Here is a 23,641-nt window from a genome sequence, read left to right on the forward strand (position 1 = left end):
CAGACTATCGAGGAGCGGATGCCGCCTGCACGGTGCTGTCCGCACCGGCGCGTCGGAACCGGGGGAGCGCGACCAGCGCGATGAGGAGCACGACCGCGGGCACGATGAACGCCGGCCCCAGCCCGGTGCCCTCGGCGAGGACGCCGACGCCGACGGCGCCGAAGATCGCGCCGGCGTAGTTGAAGATGTTGACCCGCGCGATGACCTGGTCGGCGTGCAACGGTGCCGCGTCGCCGGCGGCGCCGAAGGCGACGGGCACGAGGATGCCGGTGGCGAGCCCCGCGAGGGCGAAGCCGGCGACGGCGACCGCGGGCGACGGGACGAGGGCGACTGCGCCGCAGCCGATCGCCGACACCGTCACGGCGACGGCGACCAGCCGCGCCCGCCCGAAGCGGGGGAGGAGCCGGTCGGTCACGAGGCGTGTGACGAGGACGACCGCCTGATAGGCGGCGTAGCCGAGCGGCGCCAGCCATGCCGCCGCCGAGAGGCCGTCCTGCAGGTACACCGCGCTCCAGGTGCTCACGGCCGAGTCCACGACGAACGCGGCGAGGATCACCAGGCCGAAGGCCCAGATCGCCCCGCGGGGGAGCACGCCTCGCTCGGCGCGGGGGAGCGCCGCGTCGACGGGCACGTCGCGCACGAAGCCGCGGATGCCGAACGCCGCGATGCCGAGCGCGATCGCGCCGGCGGCCGCGAGCGCCACCCCTGCGGCGGTCGCCGTCGCCGCGACCGCGGAGACGAGCAGCGCGCCGACGATCGCCGCGGCCGTGAGTGCTGCGAAGAACCCGCCGAGCAGCTGGCGGCCCGTGGCGCGCTGCACGGCGACGCCCTGCATCGCCGACGCCGCGTCGACGCAGCCGAGGCCCGCGCCGAAGACCGCGAAGGCGGCCACGAAGACGGGGAAGGGGGTCGGCACCGCGATGAGCGGCAGCGCCACGCCCTGCAGCGCGAGCCCGAGCACGAGCGCGATGCGGCTGCCGAAGCGCACCGCCACGGCATTGGCGAGCACGGACCCCGCCGCGGCGAAGAGCGCGACGCCGAGCACGATCGCGGTCACGACGATGTCGTCGACCGACTGGCGCTCCTTGAGCGCGGGCAGCGACGTCACGACCACGGCGTAGCCGAGGCCCTGCGCCGCGTAGGCGGCGGTGACCGCCGCCCGGTTCAGCGCCCGCCGCCCCGGATGACCGCCTGCTTGACCTCGGCGATGGCCTTGGTGACCTCGATGCCGCGCGGGCACGCCTCGGTGCAGTTGAAGGTCGTGCGGCAGCGCCACACGCCCTCCTTGTCGTTGAGGATGTCCAGGCGCACATCGCCGGCGTCGTCGCGCGAGTCGAAGATGAACCGGTGCGCGTTCACGATCGCGGCGGGGCCGAAGTACTGCCCGTCGGTCCAGAACACCGGGCACGAGGACGTGCACGCGGCGCACAGGATGCACTTGGTGGTGTCGTCGAAGACCTCGCGGTCGACGATCGACTGCACGCGCTCCTTGCCGGGCTCGGGCGCCGAGTTCGAGATCAGGAACGGCTGCACCTCGCGGAAGGAGGCGAAGAACGGCTCCATGTCGACGATGAGGTCCTTCTCGAGCGGCAGGCCCTTGATCGCCTCGACGTAGATGGGCTTGGAGATGTCGAGGTCCTTGATGAGCGTCTTGCACGCGAGCCGGTTGCGGCCGTTGATGCGCATCGCGTCCGAGCCGCAGATGCCGTGGGCGCACGAGCGGCGGAAGCTCAGCGACCCGTCGACCTCCCACTTGATCTTGTGCAGGGCGTCCAGGACGCGGTCGGTGGAGTACAGCTCCACGTCGTAGTCGACCCAGCGCGGCTCCTCGTCGACCTCGGGGTCGAAGCGGCGCACGATGAAGGTGACCAGGAACGACTGGATGCCGGTGTCGCCGCCGGTCTCCTCGGCGGGAGTCTCAGCGGCCTCGACGGCCTCGACGACCTGCGCCATCAGTACTTCCTCTCCAGCGGCGGGTAACGCAACTCGCCGGCTTCGTTCTTGGTGAAGACGACGGGCTTCCAGCCCAGGCGGATGTGGTCCTCGGCGTTCGAGGAGCCGGCGTCGCCCGACAGGTAGGCCATCGTGTGCTGCATGTACTTCTCGTCGTCGCGCGTGGGGAAGTCGTCGCGCATGTGACCGCCGCGGCTCTCTTCGCGGTTCTTCGCGGTGACGACCACGACCTCGGCGATGTCGAGCAGGAAGCCGAGCTCCACCGCCTCGAGCAGATCGGTGTTGTACCGCTTGCCCTTGTCATCGACGTGGATGTTCCGGTAGCGCGCGCGGAGCTCCTCGATGACCTCGAGCACCTCGCTGAGGGACTCGTCGGTGCGGAACACCTGGGCCTTGCGGTCCATCTCGTCCTGCAGCTTCTTGCGCAGGACCGCGATGCGCTCGGTGCCGGTGTTGCTCCGCAGGCCCTCGATCATGTCGCGGACCTCCTTCGCGGGATCTTCGGGCAGCGGGACGAAGTCGGCGGTCTGCACGTATTCGACCGCGTTGCGGCCGGCGCGCTTGCCGAAGACGTTGATGTCCAGCAGCGAGTTGGTGCCCAGGCGGTTCGAGCCGTGCACCGACACGCACGCGCACTCCCCTGCGGCGTAGAGGCCGGGGACGACGGTGGTGTTGTCGGCGAGGACCTGCGCATCGTTGTTGGTCGGGATGCCGCCCATCGCGTAATGGGCCGTCGGCATGACCGGCACGGGCTCGACGACGGGGTCGACGCCGAGGTACGTGCGGGCGAACTCGGTGATGTCGGGGAGCTTGGTCTCGAGCACCTCGGCGCCCAGGTGCGTGCAGTCCAGCAGCACGTAGTCGCGGTGCGGGCCGGCGCCGCGTCCCTCGGCGACCTCCTGCACCATGCAGCGGCTGACGATGTCGCGCGGCGCGAGGTCCTTGATGGTGGGGGCGTAGCGCTCCATGAAGCGCTCGCCCGAGACGTTGCGCAGGATCGCGCCCTCGCCGCGGGCGCCCTCGGTCAGGAGGATGCCGAGGCCGGCGAGGCCGGTCGGGTGGAACTGGAAGAACTCCATGTCCTCCAGCGGCAGGCCCTTGCGCCAGACGATCCCGACGCCGTCGCCGGTGAGGGTGTGGGCGTTGGAGGTCGTCTTGAAGATCTTGCCGAAGCCGCCGGTGGCGAACACGACCGCCTTGGAGTGGAAGACGTGCAGGTCGCCGGTGGCCAGCTCGTACGCGACGACGCCGGCGACGCCGGTCTTGCCCTCGTCGTCCTTCACCGTGATCAGGTCGAGGACGTAGAACTCGTTGAAGAAGTTGATGCCGAGCTTGACGCAGTTCTGGAACAGCGTCTGGAGGATCATGTGGCCGGTGCGGTCGGCGGCGTAGCACGCGCGGCGCACGGGCGACTTGCCGTGGTCGGCGGTGTGGCCGCCGAAGCGGCGCTGGTCGATCTTGCCCTCGGGGGTTCGGTTGAACGGCAGACCCATGTTCTCGAGGTCGATGACCGCGTCGATCGCCTCTCTCGCGAGGATCTCGGCGGCGTCCTGGTCGACGAGGTAGTCGCCGCCCTTGACGGTGTCGAAGGTGTGCCACTCCCACGAGTCCTCCTCGACGTTGGCCAGGGCCGCGGCCATGCCGCCCTGCGCCGCGCCGGTGTGGGAGCGCGTGGGGTAGAGCTTCGTGATGACGGCGGTCTTGGCGCCGGGGCCCGCCTCGATGGCGGCGCGCATGCCGGCGCCGCCGGCGCCGACGATGACGACGTCGAACTGGTGGTAGTGGACGCCGTCCTTGACGTAGCTGTCTGTGGTCTCAGTGGTCACTGTGATGCTTTCCGCTGCGCTGTTCAGTCGAAGAGATGGCCGGGGGTCAGCCGCAGATCTCGATCATGGTCTCGGAGGCGGTGCTCGCGTCGAAGCCCAGGCAGGGGTCGAACGTGAACACGACGAGCGTGCCGAGGAGGATGAGGAAGGCCGCGGCGAGCCCGATCGCCCACACCAGCACGCGGCGGGTGCCGCCGTGCGTCACGTAGTCGTTGACGATCGTGCGCATGCCGTTGGCGCCGTGGATGAGCGCCAGCCACAGCATCAGCACGTCCCACCACTGCCAGAACGGGGTGGTGTACTTGCCGGCCACGAAGGCGAAGTCGATGGCGTGGATGCCGTCGCCGACCATCAGGTTGACGAAGAGGTGGCCGAAGATGAGCACCACGAGCGCGAGGCCCGAGATGCGCATGTACAGCCAGCCCCACTTCTCGAGGTTGGGTCCCCTGCGGCGCGGGGCGGAGTGCGGTGCGCGGGGTTCGGCGATCGCGGTCATCAGTGCCCGCCTCCGATCTGCGAGAAGACGTTGATGAGATGGCGGGGCGTGAAGCCGGCCATCGTGACGACCCACAGTCCCAGCACGCCCCACCACAGCTGGCGCTGATGGCGCGTGGCCCACGACCACATGTCCACCAGGATGATCCGGAGGCCGTTGTAGGCGTGGTACGCGATCGCGCCGACGAGGGCGACCTCGCCGACGCCCATGATCGGGTTCTTGTAGGTGCCGATCACGGCGTCGTACGCCTCGGGCGACACGCGGATGAGGGCGGTGTCGAGCACGTGCACCAGCAGGAAGAAGAAGATCGCGATGCCGGTGATGCGGTGCAGCACCCAGGACCACATGCCCTCATGGCCGCGATAGAGCGTTCCGCGCGGCGTCTTGGACGTGGTCTCGGATACCTCCGGTGTGACGCGTGCTGGTGCAGACACGGCCGTCCTCCCTGGGTTCGAACTGGTGGGGCGACGCGAAGCCGTGTCCGTGCGGTCGGTCGAACCGCCTCGTTCGCCGGCATCGCGCGGGCGTTGCGGCCATCCTATTCCCGTCCGGCGGCCCGGCGCGGATTAGGCTCACCTAACTGTCTCGACGTCGAGAGAAGTCGGATGCCGCGTCACCTGCCCGACATGCGCCCGCCATCCCCGTGTGACCGGCATCCGGCTACCCTGTCGGCATGCCCGACCCCATCGACGACTTCTACGCGATCATCCCCGCCGGCGGGATCGGCAGCAGGCTGTGGCCGCTGTCGCGTGCGGACGCGCCCAAGTTCCTCCACGATCTGACGGGTTCGGGGCAGACGCTGCTGGCCGACACGTGGGACCGGCTCGAGCCGCTCGCCGGTCCCGAGCGCATCGCCGTCGTGACCGGCCGCGCCCACCGCGCGGCCGTCGAGAAGGAGCTGCCGGGGGTCCCCGATCACAACGTGTTCCTCGAGTCCGAGCCGCGCGACTCGACGGCGGCCATCGGCCTGGCCGCCGCGATCCTGTCCCGCCGCGAGCCGGACGTCATCATCGGATCGTTCGCGGCCGACCACGTCATCCGCGTGCCCCACCTGTTCGACTGGGCGGTGCGCCAGGCGGTCGCCGTCGCGCGCGAGGGGTACATCTGCACCATCGGCATCCAGCCGTCCGAGCCCTCGATCGGATTCGGCTACATCAAGAAGGGCGACGGGATCGTCATCGACGGGGCGCCCGAGGCGGCCCTCGTGGACAGCTTCGTGGAGAAGCCCGACCTCGACACCGCGAAGGAGTACTTCGCAGACCGGTCGTACCTGTGGAACGCCGGCATGTTCATCGCCCGCGCCGACGTCATCCTCGGCGAGATCGCCGAGCAGGAGCCCCACCTGTACGCGGGGCTGATGGATCTCGCGGAGGCGTGGGACGACCGCGACGCGCGCGGACCCGTCGTCGACCGCGTGTGGCCCACGCTGAAGAAGATCGCGATCGACTACTCCGTCGCCGAGCCGGCCGCCCAGAAGGGACGGCTCGCGGTGATCCCGGGGCACTTCGACTGGGACGACGTGGGGGATTTCGCCAGCCTCGCCAAGCTCAACTCCCACGGGCGCAAGAACGACCTGGCGATCCTCGGAGAGAACGCCCGAATCCTCGCCGACGCCGCCAGCGGCATCGTCGTCAGTCAGACGAACCGCGTGATCAGCCTCGTGGGCGTCAAGGACATCGTGGTGGTCGATACGGCGGACGCGCTGCTGGTCACCACGAGCGAGCACGCGCAGCGCGTCAAGGGGGTTGTGGACGCCCTCAAGCTGACCGGTCGCGGCGACGTGCTGTGACCTGCTTCTGATCGGGCATTCTGTGGCGTCGGTGTGTCCGGATATTGCGGCTTTGTAACCATTCGGGCCCAGGGAGCCTCCTGAAAGGCAAGTTCCCCGTCATGCGAGGTAACTTCGATGCGCACCCGCGAGGTACGCGGGTCCCCTTGCACGTGGAGGCACAGTGACCACCATTACGACCCGAAAGAGCCTGCTGGCCGGCCTCGCCGCCGTGACCACGGCCGTCGCCCTCGCGGGCTGCGCGGCAGCTCCCGACGAGACCACCGAGACCGAGGCGGCCGGCGCCGCCGTCGAGGGCTTCCTGCCCTGCATGGTCTCCGACGCGGGCGGCTTCGACGACAAGTCGTTCAACCAGCTCGGCTACGAGGGCCTCGAGGCCGCCGCCGACGCTCTGGGCGTCGAGTTCAAGGCCGTCGAGTCCGGCTCGGAGTCCGACTACGCGCCGAACCTCACCAGCCTCGTCGACCAGGGCTGCTCGCTGATCATCACGGTCGGCTTCGCGCTGGCCGCCGCGGCCGGCGAGTCGGCCATCGCCAACCCCGACGTCGAGTACGTCTCGATCGACGACATGGTCGACAACGACTTCGACGGCGTCACCGACTCCGAGAACATCAAGCCCATCGTGTTCGACACCGCGCAGGCGGCGTTCCTCGCCGGCTACGCCTCGGCGTCGTACTCCGAGGCCGGCAAGGTCGGCACCTTCGGCGGCATGAACTTCCCGACGGTCTCGATCTTCATGGACGGCTTCAAGCAGGGCGTGGAGTACTACAACTCCGAGAACGGCGCCGACGTCGAGGTCCTCGGCTGGGACGGCGAGGACGGTGTCTTCACCGGTGGCTTCGAGGCCAACCAGGACGCCATCAACGCCGCCCAGGGTCTCGTCGACCAGGGTGTCGACGTGCTCCTGCCCGTCGGCGGCCCGATCTACCAGAGCGCCGCATCCGTCATCCGCTCGTCGGGTCGCGACATCGCGCTGCTCGGTGTCGACGCCGACGTCTACGAGACCGACCCCAGCGTCTCGGACCTGCTGCTCACCTCGATCCGCAAGCTGATCGACGTGGGTGTCGAGGAGGCCGTGCTCGCCGCCGGTCAGGGCGAGTTCGACGCGACGCCGTTCGTCGGCACGCTCGAGAACGAGGGCGTGGGCCTCGCACCGTTCCACGACTTCGAGGACCTCGTCTCGCCCGACCTGCAGGGTGAGCTGGACGCGATCGCCGCCGGCATCATCGACGGCTCCATCGAGGTCACGTCGTACCTCGCGGGCTGATCCCGCACCCGAGTGGGGAGGCCGGTGACGGCCTCCCCACTTTCTTTTCGCCCGGTGCGGCCAGCGCACCCTCGTCACTAGGATCGGGGAACATGAAGCTCGAACTCCGCGGGATCACGAAGCGGTTCGGCAGTCTCGTCGCCAACGACCACATCGACCTCGTGGTCGAGCCGGGTGAGATCCACTGTCTTCTGGGTGAGAACGGCGCCGGCAAGTCGACGCTGATGAACGTCCTCTACGGGCTGTACCGCGCCGACGAGGGCACCATCCTGCTCGACGACCATCCGCAGAACTTCGCCGGGCCGGGCGACGCGATGCGCGCCGGCATCGGCATGGTGCACCAGCACTTCATGCTCGTGCCGGTCTTCACCGTCGCCGAGAACGTCATGCTCGGCCACGAGTCGACCAAGGCCGGCGGCTTCCTCGACCTCGAGGCCGCACGCGCGCGGGTCCGCGAGATCTCGGCGCGGTTCGGGTTCGACGTCGACCCCGACGCCATCGTCGAGGACCTCCCGGTGGGCGTCCAGCAGCGCGTCGAGATCATCAAGGCGCTCTCGCGCGATGCGAAGGTCCTCGTGTTCGACGAGCCGACCGCGGTGCTCACGCCGCAGGAGACCGACGAGCTGATGGGCATCATGCGCCAGCTCAAGGAGTCGGGCGCCTCCATCGTCTTCATCACGCACAAGCTGCGCGAGGTCCGCGAAGTGGCGGACCGGATCACCGTCATCCGCCTCGGCAAGGTCGTCGGCGAGGCCTCGCCCACGGCGAGCAACAGCGAGCTGGCGTCGATGATGGTCGGGCGCGCCGTCGAGCTCACCGTGCAGAAGGACCCGCCGCAGCTCGGCGACAAGGCGCTCGTGGTCGAGAACCTCACGGTGCTCGACCACAACGGCCAGCGTGTGGTCAACGACGTCAGCTTCGACGTGCGCGGCGGCGAGATCCTGGCCGTCGCGGGCGTCCAGGGCAACGGTCAGACCGAGCTCACCGAGGCGCTCCTGGCCCTGCAGCACCAGATCGAGGGCTCCATCACCCTCAACGGACAGGAGCTGAACGGACGCTCCGTGCGCAGGATCCTCGACGAGGGCGTCGGATTCGTCCCCGAGGACCGCAAGGAGGACGGTCTGGTCGGCGCGTTCACGATCTCGGAGAACCTCATGCTCGACCGCTCCAACGGCGAGCCCTTCGTCAAGCGCGCGACGGTGCAGCGGGCGGCCCTCGAGGCGTTCGCGACCGAGAAGCTCGAGGAGTTCGACGTGCGCGCCCAGGGCATCGACACGCTCGTGGGCAACCTGTCCGGCGGAAACCAGCAGAAGGTCGTGCTCGCCCGCGAGCTCAGCCGAGACCTGTCGCTCCTGGTGGCGGCGCAGCCGACGCGCGGCGTCGACGTCGGATCGATCGAGTTCATCCACAAGCGCATCGTCGAGACGCGCGACGAGGGCGTGCCCGTGATCGTGGTGTCCACCGAGCTGGATGAGGTCGCCGCCCTGGCCGACCGCATCATGGTGATGTACCGCGGCCGGATCGTGGGCATCGTCCCCGGCGACACCCCGCGCGAGGTGCTGGGTCTGATGATGGCGGGCGAGACGCCCGCCGGAGAGGGGGCTGCCGCGTGAGCGCCGCGACCGAAACGGCCACGGGGGCTCCGCCTCCCTCCAAATGGCATGACACGTTCCTGAGGATCACGCAGGGCAACGCCCTGATCTCCGTCCTCGCGGTCGTCCTCGCCCTCATCGTCGGCGGAATCATGATCGCCTTCACCGACGAGGACGTGCAGACGGCGTCGGTGTACTTCTTCGCCCGCCCGGGCGACACCATCGTCGCCGTCTGGGAGGCCGTGTCGGGCGCGTACATCGCGCTGTTCCAGGGGTCGATCTACAACTTCCAGGCGCCGACGTTCGCTCGCGGCATCCGCCCCCTCACCGAGACGCTCACGTTCGCGACGCCGCTGATCGCGGCGGGGCTCGGCGTCGCGCTGGCGTTCCGCATCGGCATGTTCAACATCGGCGGTCGCGGCCAGATGCTCATGGCCTCCGCCGCCGCCGGGTGGGTCGCGTTCGCTCTCGACCTGCCGTGGGGCATCCACATGATCGTCGCGCTCGTCGCCGGTCTCATCGCCGGTGCGCTGTGGGGCGGCATCGCCGGATTCCTCAAGGCCCGCACCGGTGCGCACGAGGTCATCGTGACGATCATGCTCAACTACGTCGCGTTCTATCTCATCTCGTGGATGCTGCGCACACCGGGCCTCCTCCAGGCGCCGGGCTCCAGCAACCCGAAGACCCCCGCCATGAAGGACACCGCGGTCTTCCCCGACCTGCTCGGGCCGCAGTACAACCTGCACTTCGGCTTCGTCCTGGTGATCGGCGCGACGATCCTGGTGTGGTGGATCCTGAGCCGCTCGAGCCTCGGCTTCAAGTTCCGGGCGGTCGGCGAGAACCCGCACGCGGCCCGCGTCGCCGGCATCGACGTGAAGAACATGTACGTGTACGGCATGCTCATCGCCGGAGCCCTGGTGGGTCTCGCGGGCGTCAGCCAGGTGCTCGGCACGATCACGACCGGCTTCACCGCGGGCATCGACGCCGGCATCGGATTCGACGCGATCACGGTGGCGCTGCTGGGCCGCTCCACCCCGTGGGGCACGTTCGCGGCGGGCGTGCTGTTCGGCGCGTTCAAGGCGGGCGGCTTCGCGATGCAGGCCGGCGAGCAGATTCCGATCGAGATCGTCACGGTCGTCCAGGCCCTCATCGTGCTGTTCATCGCGGCGCCGCCCCTGGTGCGCACGATCTTCTTCCTGCCCTCGCCCGAGCGTGACCGTCGACGTGCCGAGAAGGCCCGTCAGAAGGCGCTCAAGGCCGAGGTCAGCGCCGACGCGGCGGAGGTGTCCAAGTGAGCACGATCGCCCAGGCCCCGACGGGGGCGACCGCGTCCGAGACGACGGTGATCCGCAGCTGGAAGGCGCCGATCGCCCTCGCGGTGTTCACCGCGCTGTTCGCGATCCTGCTGCTGGCCGCGCCGCGCGCCGGCGAGACCACCTTCCGGCTGTCGTCTGCGGGCGACCCGCTGCAGCTGCCGGATCTCGTGGTCCCCGTGGTGCTGACGAGCTGGGTCTGCCTGGCGCTGATGGCCCTGCTCACGCTCGCATCGGCGTACTTCGTCCGCGCGAGCGGACGGAGCCCCCTGTGGATCGTGATCGTCTACATCGTCGTCATCATCTGGGGCTTCCTCACGTGGGCGGCCTCGGGTGCGGCGATCCCCGTCACGGGACTCCTCGCCGGGTCGCTCGGCCTCGCGGTCCCCATCATCTACGGTGCGCTCGGCGGCGTCATCGGCGAGCGTGCGGGCGTGGTCAACATCGCGATCGAGGGGCAGCTGCTCTCGGGCGCGTTCACCGCGGCCGTGGTGGCGAGCATCACCGGCATCCCGTTCCTCGGGCTCCTCGCGGCGATGGTCGCGGGCGTCCTGGTCGGCGCGGTCCTGGCGGCGTTCGCGATCAAGTACCTCGTCGAGCAGGTCATCGTCGGCGTCGTGCTGAACGTCCTCGTGATCGGCCTGACGGGCTTCTTCTACTCGCAGGTGCTGCAGCCGAACGCCGCGCTGCTGAACACGCCCCCGCGGTTCGGCCGCATCGCCATCCCGCTGCTGGCGGACATCCCCGTCATCGGCCCGGTGCTGTTCAACCAGACGCTGATCGTGTACATCATGTACTTCGTCATCGCGGCGGTGTACATCGGCATGTTCCACACACGCTGGGGACTGCGCCTGCGCGCCGTGGGCGAGCACCCGCAGGCGGCCGACACCGTCGGCATCAAGGTCAACGCGACCCGGTTCTGGAACGTGCTCCTCGCCGGCGCCATCGCCGGCCTGGGCGGATCGGTCTTCACGATCGGCAACGGCATCGCCTTCAACAAGGAGATGACCGCCGGTGCGGGCTTCATCGCCCTCGCCGCCGTCATCTTCGGTCAGTGGGATCCGATCAAGGCCACGCTGGCGGCGCTGCTGTTCGGGTTCGCGTCGAGCCTGCAGAACACGCTGAGCGTCATCGGGTCGCCCGTGCCGAGCGAGTTCATGCTGATGCTGCCGTACCTCGTGACGATCTTCGTCGTCGCCGGTGTCGTCGGCCGCTCGAGACCGCCCGCCGCAGACGGCGTGCCGTACATCAAGGGGTGACGATGGGCAAGAAGGACAAGAAGGCCCGTCGAGGGCCCAGCGACGACATCGACTGGGACGAGCTGCGCGCGGCGGCCGTCGAGGCGATGCAGCGCGCGTACGCCCCGTACTCGCGGTACAAGGTCGGCGCGGCCGCGCTCGTGTCGGACGGCCGCATCGTGACCGGCTGCAACGTCGAGAACGCCTCGTACGGGGTCGGGCTGTGCGCCGAGTGCGGACTGGTGAGCGACCTGCAGATGTCGGGCGGCGGCGAGCTCATCGCGTTCGTGTGCGTCAACGGCCACGAGGAGACCATCATGCCCTGCGGCCGGTGCCGTCAGCTGCTGTACGAGTTCGCGATGCCCGGCATGCTGCTCGAGACGGTGTCCGGCATCCGCACCATCGACGAGGTGCTGCCCGACGCGTTCGGGCCCAAGGACCTCGAGGAAGCGACCCGATGAGCGCCGTCGAGACCCACGACGCCGTCGACGTCATCCGCACCAAGCGCGACGGGGGAGCGGTCGACGAGGACGCCCTGCGGTGGATGGTGGATGCCTACACGCGCGGCTACGTCGCAGACTCGCAGATGGCGGCGTTCGCGATGGCGGTGCTCCTCAACGGCATGGAGCGCGACGAGATCCGCGTGCTCACCGACGCGATGATCGCGTCGGGGGAGCGCATGAGCTTCGACGGGCTCGGAAAGCCGACCGTCGACAAGCACTCCACGGGCGGCGTGGGCGACAAGATCACCCTGCCGCTGGCACCGCTGGTGGCCTCGTTCGGCGTCGCCGTGCCGCAGCTGTCCGGGCGCGGGCTCGGCCACACCGGCGGGACGCTCGACAAGCTCGAGTCGATCCCGGGCTGGCGTGCGGCGCTGACGAACGAGGAGCTGTTCGCGCAGCTTCAGGGCGTCGGCGCCGTCGTGTGCGCCGCGGGGTCCGGTCTCGCCCCGGCGGACAAGAAGCTGTACGCCCTGCGGGACGTCACCGGAACCGTCGAGGCGATCCCGCTGATCGCGTCGAGCATCATGTCGAAGAAGATCGCCGAGGGGACCGACTCGCTCGTCCTCGACGTGAAGTTCGGTTCCGGCGCCTTCATGAAGGACGTCGACCGGGCACGCGAGCTCGCCCGCACGATGGTCGCGCTCGGCACCGACTCGGGTGTGTCGACCACCGCGCTGCTGACCGACATGAACACGCCGCTCGGACTCGCGATCGGCAACGCGAACGAGGTGCGCGAGTCGGTCGAGGTCCTCGCCGGCGGCGGACCGGCGGATGTCGTCGAGCTCACCGTCGCTCTGGCCCGCGAGATGCTGACGCTCGCCGGTCACCCGGATGCCGACGTCGAGGACGCTCTGGCCGACGGCCGCGCCATGGACAGCTGGCGGGCCATGATCCGCGCACAGGGCGGGGACCCGGATGCCGCACTTCCCGAGCCGTGCGAGTCGCACACCGTGACCGCCCCGGCATCCGGCTTCGTCACGCGCCTGGAGGCGCTGCCGTTCGGCGTCGCCGCCTGGCGCCTGGGGGCCGGCCGTGCGCGCGCCGAGGACCCCGTCGTGCACTCCGCGGGCATCGACCTGCACGTCAAGCCCGGTGACGAGGTCACCGCAGGACAGCCGCTGTTCACCCTGGTCGGCGAGGATGCCGCCCGGTTCGACCGCGCCCTCGACGCCCTCGAGGGCGCGTGGGAGCTGGGGGCCGACGCCCCCGAGACCGCGCCGCTCGTGCTCGAGCGCATCACGGCCTGAGCGACATCCCGCATCCACCCGCATCCGCACCGACGCACCGACCGAGGAGTACGCACATGGCCATCGATCAGCACGGCGACGCCGTCCTGGAGGGGGTCTCCATCCGGAGCCTGCCCAAGGTCTCGCTCCACGACCACCTCGACGGCGCGCTACGGCCGGAGACGATCATCGAGCTGGCCGGCGAAGCGGGCATCGAGGTCCCCGAGGAGGACCCGGACGACCTCGCCGACTGGTTCGCCGAGAAGAGCGACTCGGGCTCGCTCGTGGAGTACCTCAAGACCTTCGATCTGACCACGTCGGTCATGCAGAGCCGCGAGGCGCTCACGCGCGTGGCACGGGAGTTCGTCGAGGACCTCGCCGCCGACGGCGTGATCTACGGCGAGGTGCGCTGGGCTCCGGAGCAGCACCTGCAGGGCGCGCTGACGCTGGACGAGGCCGTCGAGGCCGTGCAGGAGGGCATCGAGGAGGGCGAGGACGCCGCCGCCGCCGACGGCGTCGACATCCGCGTCGGCCAGCTGATCACGGCGATGCGGCACACCGACCGCTCGCCGGAGATCGCCAAGCTCGCCGTGCGCTGGCGCACGCGCGGTGCCGTCGGGTTCGACATCGCGGGGCCCGAGGACGGCTTCCCGCCGTCGCGCCACCGCAAGGCGTTCGACTACCTCGCCGCGAAGTTCTTCCCGACCACGGTGCACGCCGGCGAAGCGGCCGGGCTCGACTCCATCCGCTCGGCGCTCATCGACGGACGCGCCCTGCGGCTCGGCCACGGCGTGCGCCTCGCCGAGGACCTCGAGATCGTCTCGCGCGAGGGCGAGGAGGTCTTCGTGCAGTTCGGCGACCTCGCGCGCTGGGTGCGCGACCGCGAGATCCCCCTCGAGCTGTCGCCGTCGTCGAACCTGCAGACCGGCGCCATCGCCCGCTGGGGCGAGACGATGGAGGACCACCCGTTCGACCTGCTGTACCAGCTCGGGTTCGCCGTGACGGTCAACGTGGACAACCGCACGATGAGCGCGACGTCGCTCACGCGCGAGCTCGCGCTGCTCGCGTCGACCTTCGACTACACCCTCGACGACCTCGAGGAGTTCCAGCTCAACGCCGCCGCCGGCGCGTTCCTGCCGGTCGAGGAGCGCGAGGAGCTCATCGAGCTGATCGGCGAGGGCTTCGCGCAGTAGCCCGGTGACGGCTCAGACGCGGGAGACGCCGGGGTGCGTCTCGAGGTACGCCTCGAACGCCTCGGCCGAGGTCTTCGCGGGCGTGTACCCGAAGTCCGCCTTCAGCGCGTCGTTGGCGAGCACCGGGCGGTAGCGCAGGAACCCGACCTGCTCGGGCCCGTGCACCGTCAGCCGCAGCGCGCGGCCGACGCGCAGGGCTCCGGCCAGCAGGGCCGGCGGCACGGTGATGGTGGGCTTCCCGAGGCGCCGCGACAGCTCGTGCACGGTGACGCGGCCGTCGCCGGCGACGTTGTAGATGCCGGCGGGGCCGTCGGTCGCCGCGCGCGCCATGGCGCCGGCGACGTCGTCGACCCACACGAAGACGAACGGCGACTCCGAGCCGCGGATCGCGAGGATGCGCGGGCCGTCCCACAGCGCCGTGATCTGGTTGCGCACGGTGGGCCCCAGGATCGTGCCGATGCGGAACACGACCTGCTCGAGCTCGGGGTGGGCCTCGCGGTAGCCGCCGAGCAGCTGCTCGACGAGTCGCTTGTGCTTGGAGTACGGGAACTCGTCGTTGCCGCGCACCGGGTCGGACTCGCGCAGCCACTCCGGGTTGTCGGGGTGGTAGCCGTACGCCGCCCCCGACGACGACACCACGATGCGGCGGACGCCGTGCTCGACGCAGGCCTCGAGCACGTGGCGCGTGCCCTCGACGTCGACGAGCCGCTCCATGTCGTGGTCGCGGCCGGGGTTCACGATCGCGGCGAGATGCACGACCACGTCGATGTCGTGCCGCTCGAGCACGGGTCCCACGCTCTCGGCGCGCGTGACGTCGCACTGGTCGTACACGACGTGCTCGATCGGGTGCTCGGGAACGCGCACGTCGCCGGCGACCACGAGATCGATGTCGGGTCGCGCCACGAGGGCCGCGGCGACGTGGCTGCCGAGGAAGCCGGCGCCGCCGGTGATCAGGACGCGGGTCATGCGCCGGCCCCCGCGCCCTCGCCGCCGACGATCGCGTGGCGGCTCGCGTCGCCCTTGACCGACCCGGTCCGACGACGCGTGTGCCGTCCCCACAGGGTCGCGACGACCAGGCCCGCGATGATGTCCCAGATGCCCCACCAGCCGGCCACGATGGCCATGCCGCCGAGACCGCCGAAGAACGCGAACACGAGTCCCAGCCCGAGGCCGGCGTTGCGGATGCCGACCTCGAACGTCATCGCCTTGCGCTCGCGGGTGCCCAGGCCCCCGACGACGGCGGTGCCGTAGCCGATCGCGAGGGCGACGGCGTCGTGCACCGTCACGACCAGGAGGATGATGCCGAGGAACGCGATGAAGTAGGACCAGTTGCCCACGAGCGCCGCGACGATGAAGCCGAACAGCGCCAGCAGCGAGAACCAGCGCACGAACGGCTGCGTCTTCTTCGAGAACTCGGGGAAGCGCGCGCGGATGACGAGGCCCAGCAGGAACGGCAGCCCGATGATGAGGAAGATGTCCAGCAGCATCTGCCACGGGTTGAGCTCGACCGCTTCCAGGAGCGTCCGGGCGGTCGGGTGCAGCGAGCCCCAGAACGCGATGTTCAGCGGGAGCATCACGATGTAGAGCAGGTTTCCGACCGCCGTCATCGACACCGACAGGGCGACGTTGCCGCCGGAGCGGTGCGTCAGCACCTGCGAGATGTTCCCGGGCGGGCAGCTGGCGACGAGGATCATGCCGAGCGCCATCGACGGGGTCACCGGCAGGATGAGCGTCAGGCCGAACGTGACGGCCGGGAGCACCACGAGCTGCGCGAGGATCGCGATGAGGAACGGCTTGGGCTTTCGCAGGACGACCTTGAAGTCGTCGATCGTGGTGTCCAGCGCGATGCCGAACATGATCAGCCCGAGGACGACGTTCAGCAGCAGCAGCGACCCGGGGTTGAAGTTCAGCAGGACGTCATCGGGATTCATGCCCGTGCCTTCGTCTTCGTCTTCGTCTGCGGGTTGAGCCGCACGGTGACCTCGAGGTCGCGGCGACCGCGCCGCCACGACACGAAGCGCCCGCCGTGGGCGGCGCCCGCGTCGGCGTCGGTCTCCGGCTCCGCGCGGAGCTCCTCGGTCGCGTGGCGCACGGCGCGGCGGTAGGCGTCCTTGTTGACGTAGTACGACATGCGCTCGAGCCCGAGGTACTTGTAGCCGCCGGTCAGGTCGGGCCAGGCGTCCTCGGCGACGTGACGGCGGAAGGCCGCGGCGCGCTCGGGGTGCTCCTCGAGCGCGGCCACGTACTCGGCGATGAGCTCGGCCTGCTCGTAGCGCCCCTGCCAGCCGATGCCCGAGGCCTCGATCATGCCCATGACGTACAGCCCGTTGAAGTCGGGGGTGAAGACGTTCAGGTACAGGCTCGGGCTCATGCCGGTCCAGTTCAGGTGGGACTTGTCGACGAAGGGGTAGTCGAGCTTGTACCCGGTGGCGAGCAGGATCATGTCGTACTCGCCGCTCGAGCCGTCGCGGAAGTGCACGGTGTTCCCGTCGAACCGGTCGATGTCGGCGCGGATGCCGAGGTCGCCCTGACCCAGGTGGTTGAGGATCAGGGTGTTCACGATCGGGTGGGACTCGTAGATCTTGTAGTCGGGCTTGGGGAAGCCGAACCGCACCGGGTCGCCGGTGAACGCCTGCAGCACGCGCTTGTCGATGAACTGCTTGAGGGGTGCGGGGAGCGGCTTGCCCTGGTTGAGGGTGTCGGAGGGCTTGCCGAACAGGTAGCGGGGCACGAAGTAGTAGCCGCGGCGCACGCTCATGTCGACGGAGGCGGCGTGGTGGACGGCGTCCACCGCGATGTCGCAGCCGGAGTTGCCCGCGCCGATGATGAGGACGCGCTTGCCGGTCAGCTGCGTCGCGCGCTTGTAGGCGCTCGTGTGCATCAGCTCGCCGGCGAACTCGCCGCGGAAGACGGGGACGTTCGGCTCGGCCAGCGTGCCGTTGGCGAGGACGACGCCGTCGTAGCGCTGCTCGATGTCGCCGTCGGGACCGCTCGCGCGCAGGGTCCAGCCGCCGTCGGGATCCTGCTCGAGGGCGGTCACCCGGGTGTCGAACCGGAAGTGCTCGGTCAGCCCGAAGTGGTCGGCGTAGTCGCGGAAGTACCGGATGAGCGTCCGGTGGCTCGGGTAGTCCGCCTTCGTGTCCATGGGGAACTCGGCGAACTCGGTCGTGGTGCGCGACGAGATCAGGTGCGCCGACTCGTACATCGTCGACCGCGGGTTGTCGATGTCCCACAGTCCGCCCACGCCCTGCGACGTCTCGAACCCGTCGAACGCGATCCCGGCCTTCTGCAGCGCGCGCGCCGCAGACAGTCCCGACGGCCCCGCCCCGATGATGGCAATGCGCTGCTCCATACGTCCTCTCCGCACGTCGTCGTGCCGGCGTTCGGTGCCGACCCCAGGGAAGAACCCTAAGCGTTACACGGGATTAACTGAAATCCGTTTGTGGGGTCTCTACATCCACAGTGCCAGGATGCCCCGCACGAGCACCACGGTGGCGCCCGCCCACGCGATCGCGAGCATCGCGAGGCGCGCGATGCTCGCGGGCACGAAGCGGACCAGGAGAGTGCCGAGGAGGATGCCGCCGATGGTCGCCGCGACCAGGATGCCGACATCCGGCACGGGGGTGACCGGCAGCCCGCGGAGGGCGACCGAGATGGCGCTGAGGACCGCGAAGATGACCTGCGCGCTCGCGGCGAACCGGCGCTGCTCCCACTTGTCGCCCACCGCGTAGGCGGCCAGCGGCGGGCCGGACAGCCCGCTCGCGACGTGCATGAAGCCGGCGGACGAACCCGCCACGACGGCGCCCATCCTGCCTTGCAGCGACGCCGACAGCGCCGGGATCCACCCCGCGACGAGGGCGAAGTACGCCATCGCCGAGATCAGCAGCAGCAGCGCGGCATCGGGGAGCACGCTGACCAGCAGGGCGCCGAAGGGCGCTGCGACCAGGCCGGGCCAGATCAGCCACCACGCGCGCCGCCAGTCCACGTCGCGCCACACCAGCGGGATCGCCGCGAGGGCTGCGACCAGCGCGAGCAGCACGCCGATCGTCACCCCCTCGAACGGGCCGTACAGAAGCACGATGGGGCCGACGAGGACGAGCATGAAGCCGAGTCCGGTGATGCGCTGGATGAGCGCCGACACGAACGCGGCGATGGCGGCGAGGACGAGAGTCACGAGCGTCAACCCTAAGCGACGCTCGCGCCTCCCCCCGACTCAGCCCGCGAGCTGCGCCTGCCGTTCCGCCACGACGGCGGCCACGCGATCGAACAGCGGATGCTGCGGCTCGAGCCCCGTCACCTCGGCGGTCAGCGTCGCGGCGTCCTGTTCGCGCAGCATCCGCTGGAGGTCCAGCGACTGCGCGTCCTCGGGGTCGTCGAACGCCAGCGCCGCGCCGATCGCGTCGACGAGCGCCTCGACCGACAGACCCCGCTCGGCCGCCTCGGCCGCGGGCCCGATGAACCGCTCATGACGCGACAGCTTGCGCAGCGGCTGCCGTCCCACCCGCCACACCGTGTCGGGCAGCGCGGGGTTGCGGAAGCGCTCCAGGATCGTCGCGCGGTACTCGGCCAGCTCGTCCTCCGGCAGCCCGTGCTTGGCGGCCAGCAGCGCCGAGGTCTCCTCGAGCGCCGCGGCGACGTGCGCCGCGATGGCCGGCGTCGCGAGGGCGTCCGAGATGCGGTCGATGCCCGCGGCGGCACCGAAGTACGCCGTCGTGGCGTGCCCGGTGTTGACGGTGAAGAGCTTGCGCTCGATGTACGGCGCGAGGTCGTCCACGAAGTGCGCGCCCGGGATGCGGGGCGGTGCATCGCCGAACGGGCCGGACTCGATCGCCCATTCGAAGAACGGCTCGACCGTCACGTCGATGCCCGAGCCCGGGGGCTGCGCGGGCACGATGCGGTCCACCGCGGTGTTGGCGAAGACCGCGCGCCCGGAGAGCGCCTCCCAGGCTTCGCCGGCCTGCGCCTCCATCTCGTCGCGCAGCGCGTCGGTGGCGTTGATCGCGTTCTCGCACGCCATCACCTGCAGCGGAGCCGCCGCCGGAGCACGCAGCGCGAGCCCCGCGATGATGTGCGGCGCGACGAACTTCAGGATGGTCGGGCCCACCGCCGTGGTCACGACGTTCGCGGTCGCGATCTCGTCGGCCACGGCCTGCGGATCCTGGCCGCTGTCGACCGCGCGGAAGCCCGTGATCACGCGTTCGCGCCCGCCCTCGCCGACCTCGTGGACGGTGTACGACGATGCCCCGTTGATGGCCTTGACCAGCGGCGACGCGACATCGGAGAACACCAGGTCGTAGCCGCCCTCGTGCAACAGCATCCCGACGAACCCGCGGCCGATGTTGCCGGCGCCGAAGTGGACGGCCTTCATCACACGCCCGCCGCCGAGACGATCTCGAACAGCTCCTCGGGCGTCGCCGCCCGCTTGAGCCGTGCGACGTCGTCCTCCTCCGAGAACAGGATCGCGATCTGCGACAGGATCTCGAGGTGCTCGTCGCCCTTGCCGGCGATGCCGACCACGAAGGTCACCCGTTCGCCGTCCCAGTCGATGCCGCCGTCGTACCGCACGACCGACAGGGCGGATTCGAGGATCTCGTCCTTGGTGTCGTTGGTGCCGTGGGGGATCGCCAGCTCGTTGCCCATGTAGGTCGAGACGGTCTCCTCGCGCTGCAGCATCGCATCGAGGTATGCGCTCGTCACCGCGCCCGCGGACTCGAGGATGCCGGCGGCCTCGGCCATCGCCTCCTCCTTGGACGCCCCGCCGGAGTGGATCCGGACCTGACCGAGCGTCAGAACATCACGTGCCATTTCTTCTCGCCTTTCGTCGTCGTGGATATGCGAGGGCTGCGGAGCCGGGGGCGTCCCGCCGTCCCGGCTCCGCAGCGGCTCGTGCGGCTACGCGCCGCTGTCGTGCTGCTCGCGCACCAGCTCCACGACCTCGTCGTACTTCGGCGAGTTCATGAAGTTGTCCACCGACACGTGGATGGCGTCGGGGTGCTTCTGGCGCGCCCGGTCGGTGAGCTGGTTCTGCGTGATGATCAGGTCCTCGGAGCCGTCGAGGTTCGCGACCGCCTTGTTGACGACGGTGACGTCCTCGATGCCGATCTTCTTGATCTTGTTGCGCAGGACGCTGGCGCCCATCGCCGACGATCCCATGCCCGCGTCGCACGCGAACACGATGGACGAGACCTTGCGGATCGTGACCGTGCCGCCGCTGAGCTGCCCGCCGGTCTCGGCCTCGGTCTCGAGCTTGTCGACGGCCTCTTCGGCCTCGCGGACCGCTTCGCGGTCCTGGCCGTCCGAGACGCGCAGCGCGTCCAGGGCGGCCGAGGACTTGCCCTTGTTCGCCTCGGTCTGGTCGATCGCCGACGAGAACTTGTCGCCCTCGGCGAGCAGGTCGCGCTTGCGCGTGGCCCGCAGCATGATCGCGGTGAGGATGAACGTCACCGCCGCCGCCAGGATCACCGACAGGTACACCACCATCAGGTTTCCGACGCCTGGCCCGATGCCGGCGAAGGTCACCGCGATGATGCTTCCGGGTGCGGCCGGGAACGCCAGTCCGCCGCCGAGGAGCATGTTCGTGGTCACGCCGGTCGCACCTCCCGCGATCAGGGCCAGCAGCGTGATCGGCTTGCTCAGTGCGTACGGGAAGTAGATCTCGTGGATGCCCCCGAAGAACTGGATGATGATCGCACCCGGAGCGGACGCCTTGGCGGCTCCGACACCGAAGAAGGTGAAGGCGAGGAGGAGTCCGACACCGGGGCCGGGGTTGGCCTCGATGAGGAACAGGATCGACTTGCCCGCCTCCGCGGCCTGCTCGATGCCCAGCGGCGTGAACACGCCGTGGTTGATCGCGTTGTTGAGGAACAGGACCTTCGCCGGCTCCACGATCACCGACAGGAACGGCAGCAGGTTGTAGTCGACCAGCCAGCCGACGATGAGGCCGAGGAACGCGCTGATGCCGAGCATGACCGGGCCGAAGACGAAGAACCCGACGATGGCGAGGATCATGCCGAGGATTCCGGCGGAGAAGTTGTTCACCAGCATCTCGAACCCGGGCTTGATCTTGCCGTCCCAGATGCGGTCCATCCACTTCGTGGCCAGGCCCGCGAACGGTCCCATGATCATCGCGCCGAGGAACATCGGGATGTCGGTGCCGACGATGACGCCCATCACGGCGATCGTCGCCACCACGCCGCCTCGCTCGCCGTAGACCATGCGACCTGCGGTGTTGGCGATGAGCAGCGGCAGCAGGTAGACGATCATCGGGCCGACGAGACCGACGTAGGCGAAGAAGTTGCCGTTCTCGCCCTCGGCGAGCGCCAGCATGGCGCCGTCCCAGCCGATCTGCGCCGCGTCGCCGCCGCTGCCCAGGATGTCCGACACCGGATACCAGTGCCAGCCGAACGGGCTGTTCGGCCCGAGGAACCCGGACGGGATGAAGAGCATCGTGATGAAGCCCCAGGCGATGAATGCCGCGATGTTCGGCATGATCATGCCGGAGAGGAACGTGCCGAAGCGCTGGACGTGGATCTGCGCCTTCTTCGCTCCTGAAACGGATTGTGACGCCGTTGTCATTGCTGTGTCTCCTTCGTTCGGGCCGCGGCCTCCTGTGCCGCGACTCGGGCAGACGCCGCGTCGTCCGCGGCGAGGGCTGCCTCGGCGATGCGGGACGCATCGTCGAGGGTGTGGTCGAGCAGGGTCGCTCGAACATCTGCGAGGGCCGTGGGGGCCATGGACAGGCTCGTCGCGCCGAGGCCGACGAGGACGACGGCCAGCAGCGGGTCGGCGGCGGCTTCGCCGCAGATCCCGACGGGCTTGCCGTTGGTGCGGCCGGCGTCGCCGGTCGCCTTCACCAGGCGCAGCACCGCGGGGTGCCACGGATCCTGGAACGAGGCCACCGAGCCGAGCAGGCGGTCGGCGGCCATCGTGTACTGGGTCAGGTCGTTGGTGCCGATCGAGGCGAAGTCGGCGTGGGCGAGGATGCGGTCGGCCAGCAGCGCCGACGACGGAACCTCGACCATGACGCCGGCGGTCTTGATGTCGTACTCGCGGGCGAGGGTCACGAAGTACTCGGTCTCCTCGACGGTCGCGACCATCGGGGCCATGACCCACAGGTCCGCCTCGGTGGCGGCATCCGCCTCGGCGAGCGCCGTCAGCTGCTCGCGCAGGATGTCCTCGCTGGCCCGGAGGGCGCGCAGGCCTCGAAGGCCGAGCGCCGGGTTCTCCTCGTGCGCGTCGTTGAGGAACGCCAGCGGCTTGTCGGCGCCGGCGTCCAGCGCCCGCACGACGACCTTCTTGCCGGGGAACGCCTGCAGCAGCTTGGTGTACGCCTCGCGCTGCTGGGCGACGGTCGGCGCCTGATTGGCGCTGAGGAACAGGAACTCGGTGCGGAACAGGCCCACGCCCTCGGCGCCCAGCGCGACGGCCTCCTCGGCGCCGTCGGCGTTGCCGAGGTTCGCCAGCAGCGGCACCGCGGTGCCGTCGGCGAGCGCGCCGGGCGTGCGGGGAGCGGATGCCGCGTCGGCGCGCGCCGCGGCGCGTTTCTGCGCCCGGTCGAGCTCGTCGGCGGTCGGCTCGGTCGTCACGACCCCGCCCGCGGCGTCGACGATCACCGTCTCGCCGTCGGCGAGCCCGGTCGCCGCCGTCGCGCCGACGATCGCGACGATCGCCTTCTCCCGCGCGAGGATCGCCGTGTGCGACGTGGGCCCGCCCTCGGTCGTGACCAGCGCGAGCACCATGTCGAGGTCCAGGAGCGCCGTGTCGGCGGGGGCGAGGTCCTTCGCGACGAGCACGAACGGATGACCCGGCTCGGGGACGCCCGGCGCCGGCACGCCGCGCAGGCGCGCGATGACGCGCTGAGCGACGTCGTCGAGGTCGGCGGCGCGCTCGCCGAGGTAGCCGCCGAGCGCGGTCAGCTGGTCGCGGAACGACGCGAAGGCGTCGAAGACCGCGAACTCGCCGTTCTTGCCCTGGGCGATGCGGGCGTTCACCTCGTCGGCGAGCGTGGGATCCTCGGCCATCATGGCCTGCGCCTCGAGCACGTCGCGAGCCGCCCCGCCCGCCTGCTCGCCGCGCTGCTCCAGCTCGCGTGCGACGGCGCCGACGGCCTCGGTCACGCGGGCCTTCTCCGCGTCGGCGCCGAGCGTGCTCGGCTCGTCGGCCGGCGCCGGCAGCGGCTCGGCCATGCGCGCGACCGGGCCCTGCGCGACGCCCAGCCCGATTCCGACTCCTCTGATCTCGGCCAT

The 23,641-nt window shown here is 70.0% G+C and carries 21 protein-coding genes; 8 read left to right on the forward strand and 13 right to left on the reverse strand.

The annotated features are described in order from the left end of the window. Positions 1-4: 4 nt before the first annotated feature. From HD594_RS07795 to sdhC, 5 genes are read right to left on the reverse strand one after another with little or no spacing between them, the layout of a single operon-like run. A complete protein-coding gene (locus HD594_RS07795; protein ID WP_184750401.1) occupies positions 5-1,240 on the reverse strand; it encodes an MFS transporter in 1,236 nt (411 codons plus the stop codon). Further along, the gene (locus HD594_RS07800) at positions 1,165-1,953 is read right to left on the reverse strand and encodes a succinate dehydrogenase iron-sulfur subunit (protein ID WP_184750402.1); all 789 of its coding nucleotides are present in this window, start codon (positions 1,951-1,953) and stop codon (positions 1,165-1,167) included. Before HD594_RS07800 ends, HD594_RS07795 begins: the two co-directional genes overlap by 76 nt. Further along, entirely contained in the window at positions 1,953-3,779 is a 1,827-nt protein-coding gene (sdhA, locus tag HD594_RS07805) for a succinate dehydrogenase flavoprotein subunit (RefSeq protein WP_184750403.1), read from the reverse strand. The genes HD594_RS07800 and sdhA overlap by 1 nt, the downstream gene beginning before the upstream one ends. A 46-nt stretch (positions 3,780-3,825) precedes the next feature. After that, entirely contained in the window at positions 3,826-4,275 is a 450-nt protein-coding gene (locus HD594_RS07810) for a succinate dehydrogenase hydrophobic membrane anchor subunit (RefSeq protein ID WP_184750404.1), read from the reverse strand. Further along, positions 4,275-4,709 (reverse strand): succinate dehydrogenase, cytochrome b556 subunit, encoded by a 435-nt coding sequence (gene sdhC / locus HD594_RS07815; RefSeq protein ID WP_184750405.1) that lies wholly within the window; start codon positions 4,707-4,709, stop codon positions 4,275-4,277. Before sdhC ends, HD594_RS07810 begins: the two co-directional genes overlap by 1 nt. A 239-nt stretch (positions 4,710-4,948) precedes the next feature. On the opposite strand from sdhC, the gene HD594_RS07820 reads away from it, so the two are divergent. From HD594_RS07820 to HD594_RS07855, 8 genes are all read left to right on the forward strand, one after another. After that, positions 4,949-6,064, forward strand: a complete 1,116-nt coding sequence (locus HD594_RS07820) for a mannose-1-phosphate guanylyltransferase (protein WP_184750406.1) — start codon at positions 4,949-4,951, stop codon at positions 6,062-6,064. 163 nt (positions 6,065-6,227) lie between these two features. After that, complete coding sequence (locus HD594_RS07825; RefSeq protein WP_184750407.1) at positions 6,228-7,331, forward strand: BMP family lipoprotein; 1,104 nt, start codon at positions 6,228-6,230, stop codon at positions 7,329-7,331. A 92-nt stretch (positions 7,332-7,423) separates the two neighbouring features. Continuing rightward, positions 7,424-8,944 carry an ABC transporter ATP-binding protein gene (locus tag HD594_RS07830; RefSeq protein WP_184750408.1) on the forward strand — a complete coding sequence of 507 codons (1,521 nt, stop codon included), beginning with the start codon at positions 7,424-7,426 and terminating at the stop codon, positions 8,942-8,944. After that, complete coding sequence (locus HD594_RS07835) at positions 8,941-10,218, forward strand: ABC transporter permease (RefSeq protein ID WP_271171181.1); 1,278 nt, start codon at positions 8,941-8,943, stop codon at positions 10,216-10,218. The genes HD594_RS07830 and HD594_RS07835 overlap by 4 nt, the downstream gene beginning before the upstream one ends. Beyond that, complete coding sequence (locus HD594_RS07840) at positions 10,215-11,495, forward strand: ABC transporter permease (RefSeq protein ID WP_184750409.1); 1,281 nt, start codon at positions 10,215-10,217, stop codon at positions 11,493-11,495. The genes HD594_RS07835 and HD594_RS07840 overlap by 4 nt, the downstream gene beginning before the upstream one ends. 2 nt (positions 11,496-11,497) lie before the next feature. Beyond that, on the forward strand, positions 11,498-11,935 hold the full coding sequence (locus HD594_RS07845) for a cytidine deaminase (RefSeq protein WP_184750410.1): 438 nt from the start codon (positions 11,498-11,500) through the stop codon (positions 11,933-11,935). Next, complete coding sequence (locus HD594_RS07850; protein WP_184750411.1) at positions 11,932-13,224, forward strand: thymidine phosphorylase; 1,293 nt, start codon at positions 11,932-11,934, stop codon at positions 13,222-13,224. Before HD594_RS07845 ends, HD594_RS07850 begins: the two co-directional genes overlap by 4 nt. Positions 13,225-13,280: 56 nt before the next feature. After that, the gene (locus HD594_RS07855; RefSeq protein ID WP_184750412.1) at positions 13,281-14,396 is read left to right on the forward strand and encodes an adenosine deaminase; all 1,116 of its coding nucleotides are present in this window, start codon (positions 13,281-13,283) and stop codon (positions 14,394-14,396) included. A gap of 12 nt (positions 14,397-14,408) precedes the next feature. On the opposite strand, the gene HD594_RS07860 is transcribed toward HD594_RS07855, so the two are convergent. The 8 genes from HD594_RS07860 to ptsP form a co-directional block, all read right to left on the reverse strand. Further along, positions 14,409-15,362: an SDR family oxidoreductase gene (locus tag HD594_RS07860; RefSeq protein WP_184750413.1), complete on the reverse strand. Its 954-nt coding sequence runs from the start codon at positions 15,360-15,362 to the stop codon at positions 14,409-14,411. Next, positions 15,359-16,327: a bile acid:sodium symporter family protein gene (locus HD594_RS07865; RefSeq protein WP_184750414.1), complete on the reverse strand. Its 969-nt coding sequence runs from the start codon at positions 16,325-16,327 to the stop codon at positions 15,359-15,361. Before HD594_RS07865 ends, HD594_RS07860 begins: the two co-directional genes overlap by 4 nt. Further along, positions 16,324-17,748, reverse strand: coding sequence for a flavin-containing monooxygenase (locus HD594_RS07870; protein WP_184750415.1), 1,425 nt, complete (start codon positions 17,746-17,748; stop codon positions 16,324-16,326). Before HD594_RS07870 ends, HD594_RS07865 begins: the two co-directional genes overlap by 4 nt. Positions 17,749-17,847: 99 nt before the next feature. Then, positions 17,848-18,570, reverse strand: a complete 723-nt coding sequence (locus HD594_RS07875; protein ID WP_184750416.1) for a sulfite exporter TauE/SafE family protein — start codon at positions 18,568-18,570, stop codon at positions 17,848-17,850. 39 nt (positions 18,571-18,609) lie between these two features. Then, on the reverse strand, positions 18,610-19,764 hold the full coding sequence (locus HD594_RS07880; RefSeq protein ID WP_184750417.1) for a mannitol-1-phosphate 5-dehydrogenase: 1,155 nt from the start codon (positions 19,762-19,764) through the stop codon (positions 18,610-18,612). Beyond that, a complete protein-coding gene (locus HD594_RS17400) occupies positions 19,764-20,201 on the reverse strand; it encodes a PTS mannitol transporter subunit IIA (protein WP_246413924.1) in 438 nt (145 codons plus the stop codon). The genes HD594_RS07880 and HD594_RS17400 overlap by 1 nt, the downstream gene beginning before the upstream one ends. Before the next feature lie 87 nt (positions 20,202-20,288). Further along, a complete protein-coding gene (locus HD594_RS07885; protein ID WP_246413925.1) occupies positions 20,289-21,971 on the reverse strand; it encodes a PTS mannitol transporter subunit IIBC in 1,683 nt (560 codons plus the stop codon). Next, positions 21,968-23,641 carry a phosphoenolpyruvate--protein phosphotransferase gene (ptsP, locus tag HD594_RS07890; protein WP_184750418.1) on the reverse strand — a complete coding sequence of 558 codons (1,674 nt, stop codon included), beginning with the start codon at positions 23,639-23,641 and terminating at the stop codon, positions 21,968-21,970. The genes HD594_RS07885 and ptsP overlap by 4 nt, the downstream gene beginning before the upstream one ends.

This window comes from Microbacterium thalassium (assembly GCF_014208045.1).
Taxonomy (GTDB): domain Bacteria; phylum Actinomycetota; class Actinomycetes; order Actinomycetales; family Microbacteriaceae; genus Microbacterium; species Microbacterium thalassium.

Excerpts from the sequence above, each read along its gene's own strand:
- HD594_RS07800 (WP_184750402.1), bottom strand. The coding sequence starts at position 1,953 with ATGGCGCAGGTCGTCGAGGCCGTCGAGGCCGCTGAGACTCCCGCCGAG.
- HD594_RS07810 (WP_184750404.1), bottom strand. The coding sequence starts at position 4,275 with ATGACCGCGATCGCCGAACCCCGCGCACCGCACTCCGCCCCGCGCCGC.
- HD594_RS07820 (WP_184750406.1), top strand. The coding sequence starts at position 4,949 with ATGCCCGACCCCATCGACGACTTCTACGCGATCATCCCCGCCGGCGGG.
- HD594_RS07830 (WP_184750408.1), top strand. The coding sequence starts at position 7,424 with ATGAAGCTCGAACTCCGCGGGATCACGAAGCGGTTCGGCAGTCTCGTC.
- HD594_RS07845 (WP_184750410.1), top strand. The coding sequence starts at position 11,498 with ATGGGCAAGAAGGACAAGAAGGCCCGTCGAGGGCCCAGCGACGACATC.
- HD594_RS07850 (WP_184750411.1), top strand. The coding sequence starts at position 11,932 with ATGAGCGCCGTCGAGACCCACGACGCCGTCGACGTCATCCGCACCAAG.
- HD594_RS07855 (WP_184750412.1), top strand. The coding sequence starts at position 13,281 with ATGGCCATCGATCAGCACGGCGACGCCGTCCTGGAGGGGGTCTCCATC.
- HD594_RS07860 (WP_184750413.1), bottom strand. The coding sequence starts at position 15,362 with ATGACCCGCGTCCTGATCACCGGCGGCGCCGGCTTCCTCGGCAGCCAC.
- HD594_RS07865 (WP_184750414.1), bottom strand. The coding sequence starts at position 16,327 with ATGAATCCCGATGACGTCCTGCTGAACTTCAACCCCGGGTCGCTGCTG.
- HD594_RS07870 (WP_184750415.1), bottom strand. The coding sequence starts at position 17,748 with ATGGAGCAGCGCATTGCCATCATCGGGGCGGGGCCGTCGGGACTGTCT.
- HD594_RS07880 (WP_184750417.1), bottom strand. The coding sequence starts at position 19,764 with ATGAAGGCCGTCCACTTCGGCGCCGGCAACATCGGCCGCGGGTTCGTC.
- HD594_RS17400 (WP_246413924.1), bottom strand. The coding sequence starts at position 20,201 with ATGGCACGTGATGTTCTGACGCTCGGTCAGGTCCGGATCCACTCCGGC.
- HD594_RS07885 (WP_246413925.1), bottom strand. The coding sequence starts at position 21,971 with ATGACAACGGCGTCACAATCCGTTTCAGGAGCGAAGAAGGCGCAGATC.
- ptsP (WP_184750418.1), bottom strand. The coding sequence starts at position 23,641 with ATGGCCGAGATCAGAGGAGTCGGAATCGGGCTGGGCGTCGCGCAGGGC.